Origin of the sequence: Lishizhenia sp., from assembly GCF_033720595.1 — a bacterium.
Lineage (GTDB): Bacteria > Bacteroidota > Bacteroidia > Flavobacteriales_D > Crocinitomicaceae > Lishizhenia.
This window is the reverse complement of record NZ_JAWWCF010000019.1, coordinates 1-23,471: the sequence shown is the minus strand read 5'-3', so window position 1 is coordinate 23,471 and position 23,471 is coordinate 1. Positions and strand designations below refer to the sequence as shown.

At 37.3% G+C, this 23,471-nt stretch carries 20 protein-coding genes; 7 read left to right on the top strand and 13 right to left on the bottom strand.

All coding sequences use genetic code 11. The features are described 5' to 3' along the window. Positions 1 to 138: 138 nt before the first annotated feature. The 13 genes from R3333_RS02590 to R3333_RS02530 all read right to left on the bottom strand — a co-directional run bounded on the left by R3333_RS02590 (position 139) and on the right by R3333_RS02530 (position 12,303). Positions 139 to 1,056 (bottom strand): hypothetical protein, encoded by a 918-nt coding sequence (locus tag R3333_RS02590; RefSeq protein ID WP_318957012.1) that lies wholly within the window; start codon positions 1,054 to 1,056, stop codon positions 139 to 141. Continuing rightward, entirely contained in the window at positions 1,040 to 2,446 is a 1,407-nt protein-coding gene (locus R3333_RS02585; RefSeq protein ID WP_318957011.1) for an O-antigen ligase family protein, read from the bottom strand. Before R3333_RS02585 ends, R3333_RS02590 begins: the two co-directional genes overlap by 17 nt. Further along, complete coding sequence (locus R3333_RS02580; RefSeq protein WP_318957010.1) at positions 2,427 to 3,707, bottom strand: lipopolysaccharide biosynthesis protein; 1,281 nt, start codon at positions 3,705 to 3,707, stop codon at positions 2,427 to 2,429. The genes R3333_RS02585 and R3333_RS02580 overlap by 20 nt, the downstream gene beginning before the upstream one ends. Positions 3,708 to 3,849: 142 nt before the next feature. Beyond that, positions 3,850 to 5,382, bottom strand: a complete 1,533-nt coding sequence (rny, locus tag R3333_RS02575) for a ribonuclease Y (protein ID WP_318957009.1) — start codon at positions 5,380 to 5,382, stop codon at positions 3,850 to 3,852. Between the two features lie 81 nt (positions 5,383 to 5,463). Beyond that, the gene (locus R3333_RS02570) at positions 5,464 to 5,742 is read right to left on the bottom strand and encodes a cell division protein ZapA (protein ID WP_318957008.1); all 279 of its coding nucleotides are present in this window, start codon (positions 5,740 to 5,742) and stop codon (positions 5,464 to 5,466) included. Positions 5,743 to 5,747: 5 nt separating this feature from the next. Then, positions 5,748 to 6,041: a hypothetical protein gene (locus R3333_RS02565; RefSeq protein WP_318957007.1), complete on the bottom strand. Its 294-nt coding sequence runs from the start codon at positions 6,039 to 6,041 to the stop codon at positions 5,748 to 5,750. 298 nt (positions 6,042 to 6,339) lie between these two features. After that, positions 6,340 to 7,620, bottom strand: coding sequence for a pyruvate dehydrogenase complex dihydrolipoamide acetyltransferase (locus R3333_RS02560; RefSeq protein WP_318957006.1), 1,281 nt, complete (start codon positions 7,618 to 7,620; stop codon positions 6,340 to 6,342). 16 nt (positions 7,621 to 7,636) lie between these two features. Continuing rightward, positions 7,637 to 8,689 (bottom strand): pyruvate dehydrogenase (acetyl-transferring) E1 component subunit alpha, encoded by a 1,053-nt coding sequence (pdhA, locus tag R3333_RS02555; RefSeq protein WP_318957005.1) that lies wholly within the window; start codon positions 8,687 to 8,689, stop codon positions 7,637 to 7,639. A 168-nt stretch (positions 8,690 to 8,857) separates the two neighbouring features. Further along, positions 8,858 to 9,400, bottom strand: coding sequence for an NAD(P)H-dependent oxidoreductase (locus R3333_RS02550; RefSeq protein ID WP_318957004.1), 543 nt, complete (start codon positions 9,398 to 9,400; stop codon positions 8,858 to 8,860). Between the two features lie 32 nt (positions 9,401 to 9,432). Then, positions 9,433 to 9,711, bottom strand: coding sequence for a GNAT family N-acetyltransferase (locus R3333_RS02545; protein WP_318957003.1), 279 nt, complete (start codon positions 9,709 to 9,711; stop codon positions 9,433 to 9,435). A 2-nt stretch (positions 9,712 to 9,713) separates the two neighbouring features. Next, on the bottom strand, positions 9,714 to 10,253 hold the full coding sequence (gene msrA / locus R3333_RS02540; protein WP_318957002.1) for a peptide-methionine (S)-S-oxide reductase MsrA: 540 nt from the start codon (positions 10,251 to 10,253) through the stop codon (positions 9,714 to 9,716). After that, a complete protein-coding gene (gene msrB, locus R3333_RS02535; RefSeq protein ID WP_318957013.1) occupies positions 10,246 to 10,707 on the bottom strand; it encodes a peptide-methionine (R)-S-oxide reductase MsrB in 462 nt (153 codons plus the stop codon). Before msrB ends, msrA begins: the two co-directional genes overlap by 8 nt. Before the next feature lie 192 nt (positions 10,708 to 10,899). Then, a complete protein-coding gene (locus R3333_RS02530) occupies positions 10,900 to 12,303 on the bottom strand; it encodes a DUF4301 family protein (RefSeq protein ID WP_318957001.1) in 1,404 nt (467 codons plus the stop codon). Between the two features lie 47 nt (positions 12,304 to 12,350). On the opposite strand from R3333_RS02530, the gene R3333_RS02525 reads away from it, so the two are divergent. The 7 genes from R3333_RS02525 to R3333_RS02495 form a co-directional block, all read left to right on the top strand. Continuing rightward, positions 12,351 to 13,124 (top strand): class I SAM-dependent methyltransferase, encoded by a 774-nt coding sequence (locus R3333_RS02525; RefSeq protein ID WP_318957000.1) that lies wholly within the window; start codon positions 12,351 to 12,353, stop codon positions 13,122 to 13,124. Beyond that, entirely contained in the window at positions 13,125 to 13,670 is a 546-nt protein-coding gene (locus tag R3333_RS02520) for a cob(I)yrinic acid a,c-diamide adenosyltransferase (RefSeq protein ID WP_318956999.1), read from the top strand. A 102-nt stretch (positions 13,671 to 13,772) separates the two neighbouring features. Next, entirely contained in the window at positions 13,773 to 13,994 is a 222-nt protein-coding gene (locus tag R3333_RS02515; protein WP_090249729.1) for a DUF2795 domain-containing protein, read from the top strand. Positions 13,995 to 14,398: 404 nt separating this feature from the next. Further along, positions 14,399 to 17,764, top strand: a complete 3,366-nt coding sequence (gene secA / locus R3333_RS02510) for a preprotein translocase subunit SecA (RefSeq protein WP_318956998.1) — start codon at positions 14,399 to 14,401, stop codon at positions 17,762 to 17,764. A gap of 170 nt (positions 17,765 to 17,934) precedes the next feature. After that, positions 17,935 to 18,810 (top strand): GTPase Era, encoded by an 876-nt coding sequence (gene era, locus R3333_RS02505; protein ID WP_090249956.1) that lies wholly within the window; start codon positions 17,935 to 17,937, stop codon positions 18,808 to 18,810. Between the two features lies 1 nt (position 18,811). After that, positions 18,812 to 20,119 carry a ribosome biogenesis GTPase Der gene (der, locus tag R3333_RS02500; protein ID WP_318956997.1) on the top strand — a complete coding sequence of 436 codons (1,308 nt, stop codon included), beginning with the start codon at positions 18,812 to 18,814 and terminating at the stop codon, positions 20,117 to 20,119. Positions 20,120 to 20,603: 484 nt separating this feature from the next. Next, on the top strand, positions 20,604 to 23,471 hold a 2,868-nt coding region (locus R3333_RS02495), incomplete at its 3' end, for a SprB repeat-containing protein (protein WP_318956996.1).

Genomic DNA, 23,471 nt, shown 5'->3' with positions numbered 1-23,471 from the left:
GGAGAGTCATCTTGCAAAAGAGTTACAACACTTATGTCATATTTATCCTTATTCAAGTATTTCACAAATGAATTAATACGGTTCACTGCTACTCTGTTAAGCGGATAAAACCAAATACTTATGATTACAATGTGTTTTTTACTTGTCAAAATTTTTCTTTAAAGTTTCTATAAAATTGATGATTACATGGCGTGAATTGTAAGATTTAATACTTTTTTCAGCCAGGGTAACATTTGATTTTCCATCACGCTCCTCAACCCTTTTAAAAGCCTCTTTCAAACAAAGATTCAAGTTTTTTTCACCCTTCCAGTAAATCACATCATCATCGGGTTGCGTCCAGATACATTCCATTCCCATAGCTTTCGCCTCCATAATCATTTGAGCATTTCCATCATGTTCCGTTAAACGCAATAAAACAGCATGAGTTTTCATGAGTTGTTCCATTTTATTAGCTATTACCCAACCCAAGAAAGTGACATTTGACGGAGCTTCAGGAAATTTGTTTTTAGTCCCCACTATGGTAAACTCAACATCTGGATAATCAGAAGCCAATTTAAATACTTCTTTGATTCCGTAAAACACTTCCCGTCCATGACCAATATAACTTAAGACCTTAATACTCTTATAATCATAAACATTGGCCTCTTGTGCCGGACCAATAGATTTAAAAGGAAGACAATGTGCTTTCACACCAATAGAGTTTAATTCTTCAATCAACCAAGGCGCATCAGAATAATGTTCTGCACATTTAATATACTTCCAATTGATTGTTCCTTTTTTAGCTCTTTCAATCGCTAGACTTACATCTGTACCATGCCAATACATGATTAATGGCACATTCTTTTTAAGTATAAGATCTAAACTTTTACTATTCTCACTAACTCCTTTAAATGAAACAAAACCATCTAACGTAGATACACTTAACATTAACCGAATCTTTGACTTTAGTTCCTCATAGGTATTGTAGAAAACATACTTATTCTTAAGGTCAAAACTTTTTAGTTTCTGTGTTAATTCTTTGGTAAAAAGAGGAAGTCCATTAAAGCCTATTTTCATCCAATTCTAAATTTGGTTTGAATGCCACTAAGGTAATAATCGCAATAGCTAAATACGCATATTCATAACTTGAAAATTTACTGGGTAAATTACTTGCGCAAAAGATGAAGATTAAGGATATTAAACTTGCCATTCTCCTATCCCAGGTAATTCCATTGAACATAAATTTAACTATCCAAAAAGTATAAATCAATAGGAAGGAAATCCCTATCAATCCGTATTGAGAAATTATATCCATAACAAAATGATGTGAACCTTGCAATGAACCAACATAATATTTGTTTTGCCCAGTTCTAGTTTTGTATTGATATTGCCCAGGACCAATTCCAAAAATCGGTTCTTCTAAATAATATTGCAATCCATTTTTAATTAAATGAACGCGGAGCTCAGTACTACCTAAAGACCTTTTAGTTTTGGCGAATTTTAATCGCTTAATCATCAATTCACGATTATCTTCATTGAGTTTCTTTTTATTTATGTACTCGTAATTCCCAGTACTATCATTTACAATAAGAACCTCATTCAAAAAGTAATCTCTACTTTCTCCAAACTTGGGTCCTAAAAACCAATTAGCATTCAGCACAATTCCTAGTGTCATAGCCATCGCTATTATCAAGGTTAGCTTATTACTTCTTAACTTATCTATAAGTAATTCCTTGTTTAAATAAAACAAATAAAAGGTATATACAACCGAAGAAATAATTCCGAACTTTGATTGAGCGATATCACTGAAAAAGAAAAGTCCGATTAAAATTAGAAACTGCTTGAAAACGTTTTGTTTTAAGCGAGTATCTACTAAAACAATTCCCGCACTTACAACAAGAAATGCTGTAATAAAGTTGTTTGGATTCCCCCAGATAAAACGTGGTGCAAAGGTGAAATCTGAAATCTTAAAATCTAAAATTGTATCTATTCCTGTAGCCCAAATATGAATACCAGTAAAATATTCAAACAACCCAAAAAGTGTAAGCATGATAAAGAGTGTCCAAAACACTTTTGACAATAGAACGTAAAGCAATCGTTTTTGAAAATAAACGCGAGCATACAGTGCCACAACCACGGTTAGTGCCATCATAAGTAAAGACCTTACTTCTACAATGGCTAATGTAACCCCTTCTACATAAAACAATTGCAAACAGCTATACAATGCTAAAACAACAATTGGAGCCCCATATAACATTACCTTTTTATTGAAACCTACCTTTTTAAAGAAAATAAAAAAGCAAATAAACAACAGTATCATGCTTAAGTTAAGTGTGAATCCAGGTAAAGAGATACCAAACATTTTTGAACCCACCAAAACACTAAGCATTGTGAATATAAACAAATACTCTATTTTCCAAATTTGTTTCAACTCAGACTTACTTCCCTCACGCATTATTCCTAACATCTGCTTCTTTCACTAATTTCAATTTATAAATTACGGTAAAAAGCAGGAACACAGCCATACTCCAGCCTACCACATTGAAATATTCTAAATAATTATTAAACACACTTATAAATGGTAACAACCCAAACCCTATTAATTGAATTAAAGAGGCTCCTAATCCTAACCAGAAAAACGTTGCCTGTTTTTTTATAACTAAGGGTATGGTAGAAATTGGAGACGCTATGAAATTGATCATTAACCAAGGTGCAATTGCTTCTGCAATTTTACCACTCTCCCCCCATTCTTCACCAAACACCCAAAAGAACATTTGCTCACCAAAGACGAACACTAACCCAAACGGAACAAGTGACAATAAGGTTAGTAAAATAGTCGTCCTTTTTAATAGGGGGTATATTTCTTTTTTGGCTGCAAAACTCTCAGATGCTCTTTGGAAAAAAACTTGACCAATAGAAGCTCCAATAAACATCAACGGAACCCTTAACATTCTAAAAGAATGATCATAAGAACCAAAAGTCGCTTTATCGAACAATTCAACAATTAGATATGCCATAAGTAAATCCTTACCCGTATCAATAATAATATGCGGTAAGTTAACTTTTGGAAAATCCACATATTCTCTCATCAACACAAATCGTTTGGCCTTACTTGATTTATAATCAGGATTTTTTCTCTCCTTAAAAAAGTTAATAACAAATAATATTGCCGATGCAAATATTCCAAGCACAGTAGCTATAATTAGGCCTACAACTCCCCAATTCATTAACCCTGCAAAGATCTTGAAACCTGTAACGCCTAAAGCTTCTGTAATTTTCGAAGCAGAAATTCTTTTAAATGATTTGGTTTTAATCGCCCAATTAGTACCTATCATTCTAAATATGATACCAAAACAAGCCAATACCAAGGAAACTACAAAAAACAGTGTGTAACCATCCATGCCTGAGAACAAGTAATACGTTCCTCCGCCAACAAGGACTAATAAAAGCGTCAAACTACTTATCTGTAGAGCAATCCTAAATATTTGAAAACCATGGGCGTGAGACTTGGGTAAGGATATTGCTAATTCATAACGCGCAGAAGCGACAGAGGATACAAAAGTTGCCCACCTCACAAAATATCCTAACTCTCCTAATTCATCAGGGGAGAACAAACGCGTGATAACCGGAGTTAAAAGCATATTGATCAATTGCGCCAAGACTGTTCCTGAAGTGAGTAGCACAACTGATTTTACCAGTTCTGATTTTAAATTGATTCGTTTTAACATTCTTCCTCTTAACGGCTGCAAAGATAGGTTTATTATAGAAAGTAGCCTACTCTACTTCTTCTTTTCAAAAAACGAAAATAGGTAAATAAAAAAAGCCCTCTTACATACAGTAAAAGGGCTTCTATTAAGTGACTTTTGTTTTCTATTTTGCGTAGTTCACAGATCTCTTTTCTCTGATCACGGTTACTTTAACCTGACCAGGGTAAGTCATTTCTGTTTGAATCTTTTGAGAAATAGTAAATGATAATTCATCTGCTTTTAAGTCAGTTACCTTTTCACTCTCAACCATTACTCTCAATTCTCTACCTGCTTGGATCGCGTAGGCATTTGTAACACCATCGTAAGACAACGCTAAGCTTTCAAGGTCTTTGATTCGCTTGATGTAGCTTTCAACGATTTCACGACGTGCACCTGGTCTTGCACCAGAAACAGCATCACATACCTGAACGATAGGAGCGATTAATGACTTCATCTCTACTTCGTCGTGGTGAGCTCCAATTGCGTTGCATACATCTGGTTTCTCTCCATACTTCTCTGCCCACTTCATACCTAACACTGCGTGTGGTAATTCTGGCTCCTCGTCTGGAACTTTTCCTATATCGTGTAACAATCCTGCTCTTTTCGCCAACTTCACATTTAAACCAAGCTCTGCTGCCATAACTGCACAAAGGTTAGCTACCTCTCTCGAGTGTTGCAATAAGTTTTGTCCGTAAGAAGAACGATACTTCATTCTACCTACTGCTCTTGTTAACTCAGGGTGTAAACCGTGAATTCCTAAATCGATACAAGTTCTTCTACCTGTTTCAGCGATTTCCTCTTCTAATGATTTCTTCGTTTTAGCAACCACCTCTTCAATACGAGCAGGGTGAATACGTCCATCAGAAACCAATTGGTGAAGTGATAAACGTGCTATTTCTCTTCTTACTGGATCGAAACAAGATAGGATAATCGCTTCGGGAGTATCATCTACAATAATTTCTACTCCCGTAGCTGCTTCTAAAGCTCTAATGTTACGACCTTCTCTACCGATGATACGTCCTTTTACCTCATCAGAATCAATGTTGAAAACAGATACTGAATTCTCAATTGCTTGCTCTGTTGCTACACGCTGAATAGATTGAATAACGATTTTCTTCGCTTCTCTATTTGCATTTAACTTAGCTTCATCCGTAATGTCCTTGATGTAGGCCATAGCATCTGTACGCGCCTCATCTTTGATCGCTTCCATCATCTGCTTTTTAGCATCTTCTGGTTGCATTCCAGAAATACGAGATAATTCCAACACTCTTTTTTGCTGCAATTTCTCTAACTCCTCATTCTTCAACTCAACGGTATTGATCTTATCTTCTAAGGTCTTTTGCTGAGCATTTAAAGCTTTTTCTTTACGGTTAACCTCTTCAGTTTTCTTTGATAAATTTTTCTCTTTATTCTTGGTTCTATCTTCAGCAGATTGCAATTTACGCTCTCTGTCTTTAATCATTTTTTCATGATTCTCTTTCAAGTTTAAGAACTTCTCTTTCGCCTGTAAGATTTTGTCTTTTTTAAGGGCTTCACCTTCCGTTTCTGCCTCTTTGAGGATTTGTTCCTTCCTCTTTTTAAGGAGTACATTTTGCACCACAAAAGCGACTAACGCTCCGGCTACAACTCCTATTACTATTCCTATTATTATTTCCATAATTTATATTAAAAAAAAATCCCACCGCGTACAGCCATGTGCTGACACCTGTGGGAAACTATTATATATGAATACTGCAATTTACGCTAGTACATCCGCCAAATCATTCAACAAGGTCATCAGCTCCTTTTTATCTATATCAGATGCTGATTTCTCCCCATTTTCTACTTTGGTCGCTAATTGTAATGCGGTCATTGCAAGTAAATCTTGCATATCTTTTACGGCGTAGTTGTCTTGTAACATTTTAATGCTACTGTTAATCTTTTCTGCAGCAGCCTTGATTTTCTCCTCCTCACCTTCATTGATGGTAAGTGGATAATTTCTTCCAGCGACTACAACTTTTATAGACAACTTGCTCATTCTATCTATTGCTTCAAACGATTTATACAATCGTCAATTTCCCTTACTAAAAAGTCAATTTCTTCATCATTTACCTGCGCGGAGTTTGCTTTTGCTTCACTCTCTTTTAAAGCTACATTTAAATGATCTATTTGAGATGTTAGGTCCTTTACTTCACTTTGTTTGGTTTCCAAATTACGTGTAAGTAAAGCTACCTTATCTTGCAAAGACGCATTATCACTTTGCATTTTGGCCAATTCTGACTTCAATGCCTCTCCTCTTTTCTGGATTTCTTGTATGATAAGCTTTATATCTTGCATAAAATATGACTTACTACAAATGTAGCATTCGATTAATTATATTCAAAGTTTTAATTGTGAATTGTCGTGAAAAAAATTGAATGATTCCAAAGCTCCCTATTTACGGTGTAAGTGGTTACATAAAGCGTTTTATCAACCTTTAATTTCCATCGCTCTAAAAAAATGAAGTTATCCCTTCATTTCTAAGCTATTAAATGACAAAAAGAAACTTTCATATCCGTTTCAGGCAGACATAAAAAAAAAACGCCGCTTACAAAAATGCAAACGGCGTTTAATATGTTTTTAATAATGTTAGTGCTTACACCAACATCATTACTGGATTCTCCATATATTGTTTGAACGTATTCAAGAACGCTGCTCCAGAAGCTCCATCAACCACTCTGTGATCACATGATAAAGTTACTTTCATAACGTTTCCTGGTACTACCGCTCCATCCTTAACAACTGGAACTTGTTTGATACCTCCAATCGCTAAAATACAGCTATCTGGTGGGTTAACAATTGCTGTAAATTCTTCTACACCAAACATTCCCAAATTAGAAATTGTAAATGTATTTCCTTCCCAGTCTTTCGGTTGTAATTTTTTGTCTTTTGCAGCTTGTGCTAATTGCTTCACTTCAGCTCCAATTTCGCTCATTCCTTTAGAATCTGCAAAACGGATAACTGGAACTAACAATCCTTCATCAACCGCTACAGCAACACCAATGTGAATATGCTCATTTCTACGGATGAAGTCTCCCATCCAAGCAGAATTGATTGCTGGGTGTTTTCTTAATGACATAGAAACCGCTTTGATTACCATATCGTTAAAAGAAACCTTCACTCCTTCTTGAGAATTGATTGCTTTTCGAGAAGCAATAGCGTTGTCCATATCTATATCCATAGTGATGTAGAAATGAGGTGCTGTAAACTTGCTCTCCGCTAATCTTCTTGCAATTGTTTTACGCATTTGAGATACATTCTCATCTGTGTAAGACTCCTGACCTACAACTGCAGTTCTTGTTGGAGCTGCGCTTCCTGCTGCCGGTACATAAGGTACGTAGTGCTCAACGTCTCTCTTAACGATACGTCCGTTTTCACCTGTCCCCTTAACCAAGGCGATATCTATTCCTTTTTCTTCTGCTAATTTCTTTGCCAATGGAGAAGCAAAAATTCTATCTCCGTTTGGACTTGCAACTGGAGCTGCTGCTGGCTGTGGAGCTGGAGTTGCTGCCGGCGCAGGCTTTTCTGCTGCTGGGGCAGGTGCCGCTGCTGGAGCTTCCTCTTTCTTCTCTTCTTCTGCTGGAGCTGCTGCTGGCGCTTGAGAACCTGCATTTGCTAAAATCTCCTCAACATTCTCTCCCTTCTCACCTATGATCGCTAAAACGTCATTTACAGGTGCTGTAGCTCCTTTTTCTACACCGATGTGCAATAACACACCATCGTAGAAAGATTCGAATTCCATGGTAGCCTTGTCCGTCTCAATTTCCGCTAACAAGTCTCCAGAACTAACTTCTTCTCCTACTTTTACATGCCATTCTGCTACTACTCCTTCAGTCATAGTATCAGACAACTTCGGCATTAAAATTACTTCAGCCATTTTATTCTAATGTTTTTTAGTATTCTTTAATATAAGGGTAATCTTCTTGCATGTATACGTCTTCGTATAACTCTTTCCCTTCTGGGTATGGAGAGTTTTCAGCGAAGTCAATAGACTCTTGCACTTCTTTCTTTACCCAGTCTTGAATTTCTTTAATTTCTTCTTCTGTCAAGAACTTATTGTCCTTAATCACTTGTAAACAGTGCTCAACAGGATCTTGTGCTTGGTACTCAGCAACCTCTTCTTTCGTTCTGTATTTCTGAGGGTCTGACATAGAGTGACCTTTATATCTGTATGTACGGATATCTAACAAAGTTGGTCCTTCTCCATTTCTAGCTCTTGTTGCTGCTTCTTCAACTGCTTCATGCACTGCTTCTGGTGACATACCATTTACAGATTGAGAAGGCATTTCGTAAGAATCACCAATTTTTGATAGATCAGTAACATTTGTAGTTCTCTCTACAGAAGTACCCATGGCGTAGTTGTTATTTTCGATAATGAAAATTACTGGTAACTTCCAGTTCATTGCCATGTTAAACGTCTCGTGCAAGGCACCTTGACGAACTGCACCGTCTCCCATAGAAACGAATACACAGTTATCTGTCTCGTTGTACTTCTCAGCAAAAGCAACACCTGCTCCCATAGGAATTTGTGCACCAACGATTCCGTGACCTCCCATAAAGTTTTTCTCTTTATCAAAGAAGTGCATAGAACCACCTTTACCTTTAGAACATCCTGTAGATCTTCCGTAAAGTTCTGCCATTAAAACACGAGGATCAGTACCTAATCCAATTGGGTGGGCGTGATCTCTATATGCCGTCATGTGCTTATCTGTTGGACGAGAACCAGAAACAGTTCCTGCAACTACAGCTTCCTGACCGATATAAAGGTGACAGAATCCACCAAATTTTTGCTGTATATATAATTGACCTGCTTTCTCTTCGAATTTACGCATGAGAAGCATATCCTTGTACCATTTTATGTATTGTTCTTTAGAAAACTTTAGCTGATTTTTCGCAGCACTTTTACGTGTAGTTTTCTTTGGAGCTGAAGCTGATTTTGTAGCCATAATCATTCACCATTTATCTAATTGGGCAAATATAGAATTTTGTTTTTAATAAAAAGGAAAAAAATCCCCCACTTCAACACCTCTGTTCAACAGGATTCGTTGATTCCTAAAAAGCAATTATAAACTGTGGGAATAAGCAATAAAATACAGACCTAAAAAAAGAGTATACTAATCCTCCTTTATTTTTTCAAAAACCTCTTTTGCTGTTTCTTCAAATTGCTGCCTAAATTCAAGGTTTACTATCCCTTTTCCTCGTTCAAAATTTTCTTTAAACTTTGGGAGACTTAAGGTTGCTAAAACTTTTGCTCCATGTCTAGGAAAACGATTGGCTCCAAGTTCTAAAACACCCTTGGCTCCCCTAGCACCCGGTGAGGTAGACATTAAAAACATAGGTTTCTCTTGAAATACAGTTTCACCTGGAATTCTTGAACACCAATCTAAAATATTTTTAAATGCCGCTGTGTAGGCTCCATTATGTTCTGCCAGAGACAAGAGAATTAAATCGCACTTTTTAAATGTATTGATAAAACTGTAAGCAGCATTGGGTATACCTTTTTCTCTTTCATGATCTATACCGTACATAGGAAGGCTAAATTCATTCAAGTCTAAATAATGAAGATCGCATCCTTTAAAATAGGTGGAAACATGGGTGACTAAGGCTTTATTAATTGAATTTTTACTGTTACTACCGGCAAAGGCTAAAATTTTCATAAATAGGTTTTGGATTCAAGAAAGATAAAAAATTATTCGATTATATCTTGCCACTTTTCACTTCTTTGTTTTACGGCTTTTATATACCCACAAACAGCTTTTGCATTGTAGCCTTCTTTGGTGAGCAATTCAAAAGATTTCAGCACTAATTCCTTACCTATCCCCTTCCCTCTGTATACTTTCGGAACTTCAGAATACACCAAATGTAAAAGACCATCTTTTTCCTTATAATCAATGAATGCTTCTCCTCCGTCGTTTACCTTCAAGACAAACTTACATGCTTCTTTATCGTGGATAATTTTGTTTGCCATGCTTATTCTTCTTTTAATTTATCCGCATACATTTTTCTAAACTTCGCCAATTTTGGAGAGATTACAGCCTGACAATAACTTTGTTCTCCGTTATTATTGAAGTAATCTTGATGATAATCCTCAGCATCATAAAAAACACGCATTTCCTCTAATGTTGTGGTTACTGCATCGTCATATACCTCATTCATTTCTTGCAACACTTCAGTTGCTACCTCCTTCTGAGCAGCATCGTGATAAAAAATGCAAGATCTATATTGCGTTCCTACATCTGCTCCTTGACGGTTCAATGTAGTCGGGTCATGACTTGTCATAAATATCTGCAACAATTCTCTGTATGAAATGATGTCAGCATCAAAACGAACTTGAACTACTTCAGCATGCCCTGTTAAACCTGAACACACTTCTCTGTAGGTAGGTTTTCCTGGTGCAATCCCCCCAGTATAACCTGAAATTACTTCGTCAACACCTTTTAACCTACGCATAAGTGTTTCCACACACCAAAAACATCCACCACCAAAAGTGGCCAATTGCATATTACCCATTATTTTCTTCTTCTTTTAATAAACGTATACTTGCTGAATTCACACAGTACCTTAACCCACTTGGCGCTGGTCCATCTGGAAAAACATGCCCCAAATGCGAATCACATGTGTTGCACAAAATTTCTACGCGCACCATACCATAAGAAACATCTTTCTTATACGCCACAGCGTTCTCCTTGTACGGCTGTGTAAAGCTTGGCCAACCTGTCCCAGATTCAAACTTTATATTGGAATCAAACAATATCGTATCACAACAAACACAGGTATACTTCCCTGGATCATGCGCCTTACACAAAGCTCCTGAGTGTGGTGCTTCTGTTCCATGTTGCCTTGTTATTCGAAAGGTTTCAGCATCCAAAAGCTCACGCCACTCTTCCTCACTCTTCTCTACACGCTTTTCTGGTGCTGGCGCTCCATGATTAGCATACTTTATTACATCGTTCCAGTTGAGCATATTTTCTCCTTCTTTTTTGTTCAATCTTTTTCGTCTGATAAATCTCATTATTTACCTACTTCATGTAATCTAAAGTAAAAGTAAACATCGTACCTCAATAATTGTTGTCAATTTATTACTGAAATCACTTTTAAACATAAAAAAAGAGGTGCTTCAACAACACCTCCTTCAATTCAATATTTTCGTATGATTTTACTTATCTAAGTGAGAGGGGTCTAATAAATCTAATACCGTTTTTACAGGACTAAAACTTTCCGATGGAACTTCAACAAACAGCGTATTCCAATTGGCCATTCCTCCGTTCCACAGACCAGGGTTTTCTCTAAATTTTATATCTACTCCTTTGTAAGCTTTGTCGACTACAAAATACTTATCCTTGTCTACGTACTGATCTAAGTCTAACTTATTCCCCGCCAAATCTTGAGGATTCAGCACCATTAATACCGGATTAAAGTATTGAGATTGCACCATTTTATTGTACTGGTCACCTTTCGGGCTAATTTGAGCCTTCTCTACAATTTGTTTAGAAACACCCTTTTCATCTTCCACCCAAAATGGTCCTCCACCTGGTTGACCTTCATTTCGAACCATACCACAAACGCGCATAGGTCTATTCATAAATGCCAATAACTCTTCCTCTTCAAAAGCTTCAAAATCCTCATCCAAAGGAGCGAATTGATATTCCTGGTTCAATTTGGCTAAGGCAATTTTTGGTGTATTTGATTTCAACGCCTCTTGCATGTCCTTTTTGAACTCTAATAGGAGTCCGGCCATGTAACGTAAACTATCCACGCTTGTTTCTGATAAATTCTCATGTTGAACATTGTCTATGTTCTTCACAAAAATTAAATCTTCTTGCAGTCCATTTAAATTCTGTAATAAGGCACCATGTCCCGATGGTCTGGTCAAAATCTCTCCTTCGTCTGTTTTCACCACCGTACCATTACTATTAAATGCAACAGCGTTTGTAGATGGAGATTGTTCTGAAAAAGTAACATTTAAATTGAGCCCTGTTAAATGCTGTACACTTAATAAACTCGTAGTGATTTGTTCTTCAAAGTTCTTATTGATCGTGAAATGAAAATGTAATTCATCTTCTTTTAAACGTATAGCTTGTAGTACTTGCTCTTGAAAAGCATTTAAAATAAATCTACCGTTGCGATGAAAAGGAATAAGACCTTTGGGTAAACTTCCCAAATTCAATCCCTCATTTTCTAAAATAAACTCAATGATTTCTTCTACTTCATAATCGTATTTAGCAATACGCTTTTTCAGGTCGAAAGGCAACAATTCAAAAAAGGCAAACTTTTTCAGGTTTGAAAAAAAACGTTCTACCCTACCTCTATCTTCTTGTGAAGGAGAACTTAAAAAGTCGTATAAGAATTGAAACATACGCGAACCCGAACCCGAGGCTGGGATAAAAACCGCAGTTTTCAAATCTGTATCTGCATACACCGTTTTAAAGTAATTACGTTCAATTTTATTGTGTTTAATTACTCCATCATTGAGTTTACACACGCTGTGCAACTTAACTTCTGGGTGCTTACTAAAGACTTCTTCGCGCTGTTTTTCTATACTTTTTTCTAAATCAATCATTGGATTAGATAGCTATAAATTCTGTAATTTCGTCCTTTTCCGAAACTGTGAATATAGCAATTGAATTTATAAAATATCGTTTTCGCGCCAAAAGAAGACACGGTGTACATTCACCCTACGTCTATCGTTTGCAAGACGAAAGCTTCCGTTTTAACTTTTCTAATGATTTTTCACAACGTTTTAAGAAGCTTGAGAAATCCTTGTTAAAGAATAATACAGTGTTAAAAATTACACCCTATGGCGCTGGATCTAAAAAAGGAAATTCGAGCACAGAACGTTTAAAAACTATTGCAAAACGAGCACGTACCACACCCTCCTATGGCAAATTGCTTTTTCAACTAGGAGAACATATTAAAGCTAAACAGGTTTTGGAATTGGGTACAAACCTAGGGTTGGGCACAGCCTATTTGAGTCAGATCAGCACCCTTGAACAAGTAACAAGTATTGAAGGATGCAAAAACCTACACACCAAAGCCAAGGAAAATCTTAAAACTTTAAAAGTAGAGGATAAATGCACCTTACATTGTGCACCATTCTCTCAATATTTAGATGGAGATAATCAACGTTACGATTTAGTATTTATAGACGGTGATCATCGCTCTGAGGCTTTGTTTGAACTCCTTGAAAAATTGCAAAAGAACCTGCACAACGAAAGCTTGATTGTAATAGACGATATTCGCTGGAGTGAAGATATGTTTGATGCCTGGCAACAAATAATCAAAAAAAATGATTATCATTTGAGCATAGATTTTTTCCGCATGGGTGTAGTTGCCTTGAGAAAAAACCAAGAAAAAGAACATTTTATATTGAAAAAGAAATAGATGAAAGTATATACTAAAACAGGAGATAAAGGAGAAACTTCTTTGATAGGTGGAGTAAGAGTAAAGAAATACGATTTACGCATTGAAGCTTACGGGACAGTGGATGAATTAAACTCTTTTGTTGGAATTATTCGCGATCAGGAAATTAAAGAAGAATACTATAATCAGCTTATAGAAATACAAGACAGACTTTTTACGATAGGTTCTATTTTAGCTTCTGTTCCGAATTCTAAAATGAAACTTCCTGAATTGGAAGAGAAGGACATCACATTCTTGGAAGAAGCCATGGATAAAATGGATGAAGAACTTGAACCTATGCGTTCTTTTATTTTACCGGGTGGTCATACTACCGTTTCACATACCCACATTGCTCGTTGTGTATGTAGAAGAGCCGAACGTAACACCATAGCGTTAGCCGAAGAAGCAGAAGTTTCTCCATTAGTGATACAATATTTAAATAGATTAAGCGATTATTTATTTGTATTATCGCGTAAGTTGACCAAGGATTTAAATGCCAAAGAAATTCCTTGGAAACCAAGAATGTAATTCTTCCGTAGATAGAAAAAAGGCAAGTATGTAAGCTAAAATTTGGATTTATAGAAATAAAATTTACTTTTGCCGAAATTATAGACTTTTAAAACTTAAGATATGTATTGGACTCTAGAACTTGCTTCTTACTTAGAAGATGCCCCGTGGCCAGCAGCAAAGGATGAATTAATTGATTTCGCAATTAGAACTGGAGCTCCTTTAGAGGTTGTAGAAAACCTACAGGCTATTGAAGACGAAGGTGAGATTTACGAAAGCATTGAAGATATTTGGCCTGATTATCCGACCAAAGAAGACTTCTTCTTTAACGAGGACGAATATTAGCAAAGATATTTCCCGGTTCTTGATGAATCGGGATTTTTTTTGTCTTTTGCGCTAGGGATAGCAGCGGCAGCCCACAGCCCGAATTTATTCGGGTGAGAACTATAGCGAATAGCCCGCTCGAGCGCCCACAACCACTTTTTACCTATTATCAATTTATGAACTTTCTGTTCGCAAAGTTTTAATACCGACAACTTGCACCGCGATTTTGTCAGACAACCGTCACCCTTCACTTCTCAAACTGACGCCGCACTTTGATTTTTGGTAACAAAAGTGACAGAGTGTCACCCAAATGGAACTGGAATGGTTTGTGACAAGACGAGTGAAACGAATTAAAAAACAAAAGGACGTTCTAAATTTTAACAAAACACTATTTTTGGAACGACAATAAAAAATACGAAGCCATCATGCTTGGAGGAATATTAAAAAAACTATTAGGTGATAAATCTGTGAAAGACAGAAAAGACTATCAGCCTATTATCGATAAAACAAACGAGATTTTCGTTACGCTATCATCTATCAGTGATGATGAATTAAGAGCTAGAACCATTTCTTTTCAGGAGCAAATTGCTAAGGCAACTGCCGAATTGGAAAATGAAGTGGCCGGTTTAGATAAAAAAGCGAACGACCCTGCAACATCTGTAATAGATAAGGAAAGCCTTTTTGAAAGAATTGACAACTTATCTGGAGAGATAGACAAGAAGATAGAAGAAGTTTTAAAAGATATTTTACCAGACGCCTTTGCCACCATTAAGGAAACAGCAAGAAGATGGTCTGTAAACAAGCAGCTGGTTGTAACGGCTACAGACTTAGACAGAGAGCTTTCATTGAAAAGCGACGGTATTACCATAGATGGTGACAAAGCAATTTGGGCCAACAAATGGACAGCTGCAGGATCTGAAGTGGAATGGAACATGGTACACTACGACGTACAGTTGATGGGTGGAGCTGTGTTGCACAACGGAAACATTTCTGAGATGCAAACCGGTGAAGGTAAAACTTTGGTAGCAACATTGCCCGTTTACTTAAACGCCTTGGCTGGAAAAGGAGTTCACGTTGTAACGGTGAATGACTACTTAGCAAAACGTGACTCGGAATGGATGGGACCACTTTACCAATTCCACGGTTTAACGGTAGATTGTATAGACAAGCACCAACCGAATTCGGAAGCACGTAAAAAAGCGTACCGTTCTAACATTACGTTTGGTACCAACAACGAATTTGGTTTCGATTACCTAAGAGATAACATGGCAAGTGATTTAGGATCGCTTGTACAAGGAAAGCACCACTACGCAATTATTGATGAGGTGGATAGTGTATTAATTGATGATGCACGTACTCCGTTGATTATTTCTGGACCTACGCCAAGAGGTGACCAGCAAGAATTTGTTGCTTTGAAACCTTTGGTAGAAAAGGTGGTGAGTGCTCAAAAAGCTTTGATTACCAAAATCTTTGCAGAAGCGAAGAAAGAATTAGCTGTGATCAATTCTCCACTTGAAGACAAGAAAGCACAAAAAATTGCTTTAGAAGAAGGTGGTAAAAAATTATTGAGAGCTTACAGAGGTTTACCTAAGAATAAAGCATTGATTAAGTTCTTATCTGAACCAGGTGTGAAAGCGCACTTGCAAAAGACAGAGAACTTCTACATGGCAGAGCAAAACAAGCAAATGCCAATTATCGATAATGAATTATACTTTGTTATTGATGAGAAAAACAACACGATAGATTTAACAGATAAAGGAATTGACTTAATTTCTGGAAACAACGATCCTAAATTCTACATTTTGCCAGACATTGGTTCTGAGATTGCAGAATTAGAAAAGGCTGGATTATCTGCAGAAGAGTTAAGCGCGAAGAAAGATGAATTGATTAGAGATTACTCTATCAAGTCTGAGCGTATCCACTCTATTAACCAATTATTGAAAGCGTACACCTTATTCGAAAAAGAAGTTGAATACGTAATTCAAGAAGGTAAAGTAAAGATTGTTGATGAGTCAACAGGTCGTATTATGGAAGGTAGACGTTACTCTGACGGATTACACCAAGCCATAGAAGCGAAAGAAAATGTAAAAGTTGAGGCGGCTACACAGACTTACGCTACGGTTTCTTTACAGAACTACTTTAGAATGTACCACAAGTTATCGGGTATGACAGGTACAGCCGAAACGGAAGCGAAAGAATTCTGGGACATTTACGAATTAGATGTTGTGGTAATTCCAACCAACCGACCGATTGCTAGAGAAGACAAAAACGATTTAGTATACAAAACACAGCGTGAAAAATTCAATGCTGTAATTGAAGAAGTTCAACGATTAACGGAACAAAACAGACCTGTATTAGTAGGTACTACTACGGTAGAGATTTCTGAATTGTTGAGTAGAATGCTTCAGATGAAAGGTATTCAACACAATGTATTGAATGCCAAGCAGCACCAGAGAGAATCTGAAATTGTTGCTGAAGCAGGTAGACCAAAGGCAGTTACTATTGCAACGAACATGGCAGGTAGGGGTACCGATATTAAATTACAAGCTGGAGTAAAAGAAGCAGGTGGTTTAGCGATTATTGGTACGGAACGTCATGATTCTAGACGTGTTGACAGACAGTTAAGAGGTCGTGCTGGACGTCAAGGAGATCCAGGTTCATCTCAGTTCTTTGTTTCTTTAGAAGACGATTTGATGCGTAAGTTCGGTTCTGAGCGTATTGCACGTTTAATGGACAGAATGGGATTAGAAGAAGGTGAAGTGATTACACACAACATGATTTCTAAGTCAATTGAAAGAGCGCAGAAAAAAGTTGAAGAGAACAACTTTGGTAACCGTAAGCATTTGTTAGAATATGATGATGTAATGAACGCGCAACGTAAGGCGATTTACAAGAAACGTAAAAATGCTTTATATGGTGACCGTTTAGATTTAGACATCGCTAACATGTTCTACGATATGGCCGAGGCTATTTGTAACCAATACAATGCACCAGGTTCTTTCAAAGATTTCGAATTAGACTTGATGCGTACACTTGGAATTCAATCTCCAGTAGATGAGAAAGCTTTCGATTCTATGAAGAAGGAGGATTTGATCAACGAAGTTTACGACAAAGCACTTACAAAATACGAAGAGAAAAACGAGAAATTGGCACAAATGATTATGCCAACTATCGATAACTTATTCCAAGATCCAGCGAATCACGACAGACACATCAAGGTTCCATTTACAGATGGAAGACGTGGAATGGAAGTGAGCTCTACGATTAAGGAAGCAAAAGAAACAAACTGTAAGTCTATCATCAAGAACTACGAAAAAGCAATTGTTTTAGGATTGATAGACAACGAGTGGAAAGAGCATTTGAGAGAAATGGATGACTTGAAAGTAGCTGTACGTCAAGCACAGTACGAGCAAAAAGATCCATTAGTAATTTACAAAATTGAATCTTTCAACTTGTTTAAGGCAATGATGAATAGATTGAATGAGGAAACTACTGAATTCTTAGTGAAAGCGATTATTCCAGTTCAACAGCAAGTTCAGAGTTCTAACCAAGGGGTTCAAGCAGAGAATCACTACGACAAAGCCAAGGCTATTGATAGAGAAGCAAGCAACCAAACAGCTACAGCTCCTCAACAATTCCAAGGTAGTCAAGGTTACGACGAGGCAATGGCAAACTCGGCAAGACAAAGCGCTCCTAAACCTCAACCTGCAGTAGCAGAAAAGAAGATAGAGCGTAATGCACCTTGTCCATGTGGAAGTGGTAAGAAATACAAGCAATGTCACGGTAAATAAACACCGTACAACATACTTCAAAAAGGCTATCCAATGGGTAGCCTTTTTCATTTGAATTCATTGAAGTGAGGAATGAAATTGTAAAAACTACGCTTTGTTACCTCAGGCATCAGCAATAATTAATGTTAAATGAATTAAAATCCGTTTCTTTGTACTCGATTTTAGAAATTATGGCACACAAAGCAGGTTTTGTAAATATAGTAGGGAGTCCAAACGTTGGTAAATCTACCTTGATGAACCGATTAGTAGGGGAAAAATTATCCATTGTAACTTCAAAGGCGCAAACAACGCGTCATAGAATTCACGGTATTGTAAATGAAGAAGATTATCAAATCATTTTTTCAGATACTCCAGGGGTAGTAAACTCTGCCTACAAGTTACACGATGCCATGATGAGCTACGTGGAGTCTTCTCTAAAGGATGCGGATGTATTGTTATTTATTACCGACATTTTTGAAGATGAAATGAACCACAAAGCGACCTTGGACAGAATTAAGCGCTTAAAATGTCCTGTACTTTGTTTGGTGAATAAAATCGATATTAAAGATCAAGAGAAAGCAGCAGAGCGATTAGCATATTGGCAAGAACAGTTACCAGAAGCTAGAGTTTTACCTATTTCTGCCTTACACGGCTTTAACGTAGATGCAGTTTGGGAAATTTTGTTGGAATTGTTACCCGAGAACCCACCTTACTTTGACAAGGATGAGATTTCTGACAGACCGATGCGTTTTTTCGTTTCTGAAATCATCAGAGAAAAGATCTTTTTAAACACGAAAAAAGAAGTGCCTTACGCTTGTCAGGTAGAAATTACCGATTACAAAGACGAAGGTCACATCGTAAAAATAAGAGCCGTAATCATTGTTGAACGCGACTCGCAGAAAGGGATAATTATTGGTCAACAAGGCCGCATGCTGAAATACATAGGTATAGACGCACGAAAAGATTTGGAAGCATTCATCGGGAAAAAAGTATTCTTAGAAACTTTTGTTAAAGTGGATAAAGATTGGAGAGCTTCTGAAGGTAAATTAAAGAAATACGGATACTAAGATGAGTAACATTATTGCGATAGTAGGTAGACCCAACGTTGGGAAATCTACACTTTTTAATCGACTAACTGAATCGCGTAAGGCGATTGTAAAAGAGGTTAGCGGTGTTACGCGAGACAGAATTTATGGTCGTGGAGAATGGTGTGGTACAGAGTTTTCTGTAATTGATACAGGGGGGTACGTGCAAGGATCTGACGACATATTCGAAGATGAAATTGCAAAGCAAGTAAAGATTGCCATAGAAGAGGCTAACGTTATTATTTTTATGGTGGATGTTATGACAGGTATCACTGATTTAGATGATGCTGTTGTAAATATCTTGCGTAAGACGGATAAGAAAATCTTTATTGGTGCTAATAAAGTAGATAATACAGACAGAATTGGTTTGTCTTCAGAGTTCTGGGGACTTGGTTTAGGAAATGTTTATGACCTATCCGCTGTAAATGGTTCTGGTACTGGAGAACTATTAGACGATATCGTTAAAGAATTTGAACAAGACGAGGACATCGACGAAGAAGAAAACTTACCGAAAATTGCTTTCGTAGGTAGACCAAACGTTGGGAAATCTTCTATGATTAACGCTTTGATTGGTGAGGATAGAAACATTGTTACCAATATTAGTGGAACAACAAGAGACTCCATCAATACGCGTTACAATGCCTACGGATTTGATTTCGTTATTATAGATACTGCAGGTATTCGTAAGAAGGCGAAAGTTACCGAAGACATTGAATATTATTCTGTTTTACGTTCTATAAGAACCATAGAAAACTCTGATGTTTGTGTATTCATGATTGATGCAGAAGAAGGGATTCAAAAACAAGATTTGAACATTTTCTACATCTGTGAGAAGAACCACAAAGGAGTTGTAGTATTGGTAAACAAGTGGGATTTAATTGAAAAAGACCATACGACAACCAAGGCATTTGAGGAAAAAATTAGAGAACAATTGGCCCCTTTTAATAATGTGCCTATCATCTTTACTTCTGCCTTAACAAAGCAACGTATACACAAAGCTTTGGAAACAACGATGGAAGTATATGAAAACAGAATTCGTAAAATACCTACATCCGTATTAAATGATGTAATGCAAGAGGTAATGGAACACAATCCTCCACCCTCTGTAAAAGGTAAATTCATTAAGATTAAGTTTGTGAGCCAGTTACCAACCCATGCGCCGGCTTTTGCATTCTTCTGTAATTTACCACAATACATTAGAGATGATTACAAGAGATTCTTAGAAAATAAATTAAGAGAGAACTTTGACTTTGAAGGAGTTCCGATTAGAATTTTCTTTAGAAAGAAATAGAGATACAATAAATAAAAAAGGAGGCTGAATAAGCTTCCTTTTTTTTGTGCTTAATAATTCATTTTGAGTATCTATTTTCGACCCCAAATAGGAACTAAATCTTCTTTGTATTTGAATTGTTTCTTTCAATTTTGCTCATATCGTCATCAAATTGAATATTTATTTTTAATCAATACTAAGTCTTTCATTTAACAAAAATGTATCGTTTTGTTAAACACACACTAACACTCATGCGGGAAGCAAGAACTAAATACATAGGTAAACCACTTATGACCAACTAATTACACCGTTTTAAAACATGATATTTCTGTTGGATAATTGAAAAAGTTCACTTAACTTATAAGTAACTTTTACAATTGGATTATACACAAACGGCACTGGTTTTTCGAATTTTGAACCCTACAAACACAAAATTCCCTTCCATCTTCATACAGTGATCAACGTCCATTTTTGATTTGTATATAATACAATAAAACTTACTGCTATGAAACGAACGAAACCTTTTACAGGTTCCGTTGCTAGACCTCGTCTCTTCTATATTTTAGGGATGTTAACAGCAATGCTGAACCTAAATGTGATGGCTCAGTCATTACCAGAATGTGACGCTACTGTGCCACTTTTAACAGTCGACCTCTCTGATTATCCAGACAGTGTATATGTTTCACCAAGTATTGTCAGGACAGGACAATGTTGTGGAGAGGTATCTAACATTAATTTCATTTCCTTTTATGCCAAATTAAACCCCAATGTTGTTGCGGTAGAGATTGGTATTGAAGACGGAGCCAATCCTTCGGGTTCTGGTGTGTATCACTTTATTGATGGTGGTGATACTATTGTGGCTGGTGTTTGTGACACCACCGCTCCTGCCGGACAGGCAGTTTGTCTTCCGCCCTATATACAAGGACCTAATTATAAAATTGGATATGGTAAACCAGGGAACAATGAAAACACCTTTTTCTTAAGACAAATACTAAAACCTACTTTTCCCAATGATGATTCTACAAGAGTAGGATGTAGCTTACCTGTAAATATTTTTGGATTGGATTCAATAACTATTTCTGCTGTAAATTCCTCAGATGGAGCAGTTGACTTAGCCCTTTATGATTCATACTTGAGTTGTTTAGACTGTAATAGTCCTTTCTTTGAACCTTTAGCAGGAGCTCCCGAATGGATAGATTATGTAATTACAGGAACACAACAGGTATCTCTTGAATGTGGTTCTTACGAAACCATAGATACTGTTAGACTCTACACCTTTGATGCTTTAGCAGCATCATACTCCCCTAACCCTGCAGAAATTTGTGAAGGTGGAGATGTGTTGGTTACTGCAAGTGTTTCTGGCGGTTTTGGTGAATACACTATAGACTGGATAAACGATATGAACGACACCCTTGCTACAGATTCTACTTACCTCTTTAACGCACAAGGATCTTATGCAGCAAGAATTAGTGACGGTTTAAATAGCCCAACATGTCCCTCATTTAATTTACCGGTTTCTATTATCGAAAGTCAACCCCCAACGGTTGACGCCGGTGAGGATCAAATTCTCTGTGCTACAAATCCTGATGCTTTCTTAGAAGGAAGTTCAGCGAACACCACCTCCGTACTTTGGTCTGGAGGAGCAGGATCGTTTGCGCCGAGCAACACCTCAATTATAGCAACATACAGCCCCACTGCAGCAGAAATTGCCGCTGGAAGTGTAGAATTATATTTAGAATCAACAGGTGCTGGTGGCGGATGTGCCAACACCTCCGATACGGTGGTCATTCGTTTTTCTGACACCATAATGGCAGATCCTTTCTACGCTCCTATTGCTTGTTTAGATGGAACTACCACACTAGAAGCAGGAGTATCTGGAGGGATTCAACCCTATTCATATGCTTGGTCTACAGGCTCTATAGCCCCCTCAATTATAGTATCTTCAGGAACTTACAGTGTAACCGTTACAGATTCTATAGGATGTTCTGTAGAAAGTGCTATTCAAGTGGTAGAACCACCTGCATTACAACTTTCTATTTCAAGTACAAATACAAGTTCGGATACAACCTGTGATGGTACTGCGACTGTGGTAATATCAGGTGGTACGGCTCCATACACACAAGTTTGGTCAAACGGTGATTTTAATTTAACGGCTGACTCTTTATGTTATGGAATTGCAACAGTTACGGTAACGGACGCCAATGGTTGTGTTACCACTGGAAGTGTTGTGGTAAACAACCCTACTTGTTCTGGATTACAAATAACGGCAAGTAATACGAATTTAGAGTGTTACGGTGATGGAGATGCTGAGGCAACCTCATTTGTAACAGGAGGTACTCCTCCCTATTCGTACACGTGGAATACAGTTCCTGTTCAAAATACAGCAAACGCTACAAATTTAAGTGCAGGTACCTATACTGTTACTGTTACTGATGATTTGGGATGTATCGACTTAGCAAGTGTTGATGTTTTTCAACCTAGTCTCATTACCAATACAATAACGAGTATTAATGCAACTACCATAGGAGGTACGGATGGTGAAGCAACAGCAAATCCTGCCGGTGGTACACCTGGTTATACATATACTTGGACGCCAACAAATCAAATCACACAAACCGCAACGAATTTATCTGCGGGTACCTACTTTGTTGAAATTCTCGATGCTAATTCTTGTGTGAAAGAAGACAGTATTTATATCAATGAACCTCCTTGTGTAAACTTTAAAATAAGTGTACTTACACAAAATATAAGTTGTTTTGGTTTAACAGATGGTGGAGCAACCCTCTTCATCTCCCAAGCCACTGCGCCATATACAATTAACTGGTCGAGTGGTCAAACAGATGTTGAATCTGTTACCGGTCTTGCAGCTGGAGATTATGATGTATCTGTTACGGATGCTCAAGGATGTACAACTTTCAAAACCTTTACAATCGCTCAACCCGAAGAACTTTCGGTAGCACTTGTCCCTACTAATTCAGTATGTTTTGGTGATGACAACGCAACGATAGACTTAACTGTTCTGGGAGGAGTTTTCCCTTATACTTATGATTGGACAGCTGACGGATCACCGGTAGCACAAACCCAGGATATCGTATTACTTTCTCCGAATACCTACGTGATAGAAGTTACAGATGCCAATGGCTGTACAATTACAGACAGTACTGGTGTAGATGAACCAGATAGACTAATTACAACCTTCGAGGTTAGTGACATTACATGTAGAGATAGCGACGATGGTTTTATAGACCTTACAAATACAGGTGGTATACTTCCATACAGTTATGCTTGGACAGGTCCAAATGGCTTTACAAGTAATCTCGAGGATGTTAATTCCTTGGAAGTAGGTCTATACGAGGTAGAAGTTACGGATGCT

What these genes read in the sequence shown, in the direction of transcription:
- secA (WP_318956998.1), top strand. Translation starts at nt 14,399, where the DNA reads ATGCTTGGAGGAATATTAAAAAAACTATTAGGTGATAAATCTGTGAAA.
- R3333_RS02590 (WP_318957012.1), bottom strand. Translation starts at nt 1,056, where the DNA reads ATGAAAATAGGCTTTAATGGACTTCCTCTTTTTACCAAAGAATTAACA.
- rny (WP_318957009.1), bottom strand. Translation starts at nt 5,382, where the DNA reads ATGGAAATAATAATAGGAATAGTAATAGGAGTTGTAGCCGGAGCGTTA.
- R3333_RS02565 (WP_318957007.1), bottom strand. Translation starts at nt 6,041, where the DNA reads ATGCAAGATATAAAGCTTATCATACAAGAAATCCAGAAAAGAGGAGAG.
- R3333_RS02530 (WP_318957001.1), bottom strand. Translation starts at nt 12,303, where the DNA reads ATGATTGATTTAGAAAAAAGTATAGAAAAACAGCGCGAAGAAGTCTTT.
- R3333_RS02545 (WP_318957003.1), bottom strand. Translation starts at nt 9,711, where the DNA reads ATGGCAAACAAAATTATCCACGATAAAGAAGCATGTAAGTTTGTCTTG.
- pdhA (WP_318957005.1), bottom strand. Translation starts at nt 8,689, where the DNA reads ATGGCTACAAAATCAGCTTCAGCTCCAAAGAAAACTACACGTAAAAGT.
- R3333_RS02550 (WP_318957004.1), bottom strand. Translation starts at nt 9,400, where the DNA reads ATGAAAATTTTAGCCTTTGCCGGTAGTAACAGTAAAAATTCAATTAAT.
- R3333_RS02585 (WP_318957011.1), bottom strand. Translation starts at nt 2,446, where the DNA reads ATGTTAGGAATAATGCGTGAGGGAAGTAAGTCTGAGTTGAAACAAATT.
- R3333_RS02570 (WP_318957008.1), bottom strand. Translation starts at nt 5,742, where the DNA reads ATGAGCAAGTTGTCTATAAAAGTTGTAGTCGCTGGAAGAAATTATCCA.
- R3333_RS02560 (WP_318957006.1), bottom strand. Translation starts at nt 7,620, where the DNA reads ATGGCTGAAGTAATTTTAATGCCGAAGTTGTCTGATACTATGACTGAA.
- der (WP_318956997.1), top strand. Translation starts at nt 18,812, where the DNA reads ATGAGTAACATTATTGCGATAGTAGGTAGACCCAACGTTGGGAAATCT.
- R3333_RS02515 (WP_090249729.1), top strand. Translation starts at nt 13,773, where the DNA reads ATGTATTGGACTCTAGAACTTGCTTCTTACTTAGAAGATGCCCCGTGG.
- R3333_RS02520 (WP_318956999.1), top strand. Translation starts at nt 13,125, where the DNA reads ATGAAAGTATATACTAAAACAGGAGATAAAGGAGAAACTTCTTTGATA.
- msrA (WP_318957002.1), bottom strand. Translation starts at nt 10,253, where the DNA reads ATGGGTAATATGCAATTGGCCACTTTTGGTGGTGGATGTTTTTGGTGT.
- era (WP_090249956.1), top strand. Translation starts at nt 17,935, where the DNA reads ATGGCACACAAAGCAGGTTTTGTAAATATAGTAGGGAGTCCAAACGTT.
- R3333_RS02580 (WP_318957010.1), bottom strand. Translation starts at nt 3,707, where the DNA reads ATGTTAAAACGAATCAATTTAAAATCAGAACTGGTAAAATCAGTTGTG.
- msrB (WP_318957013.1), bottom strand. Translation starts at nt 10,707, where the DNA reads ATGCTCAACTGGAACGATGTAATAAAGTATGCTAATCATGGAGCGCCA.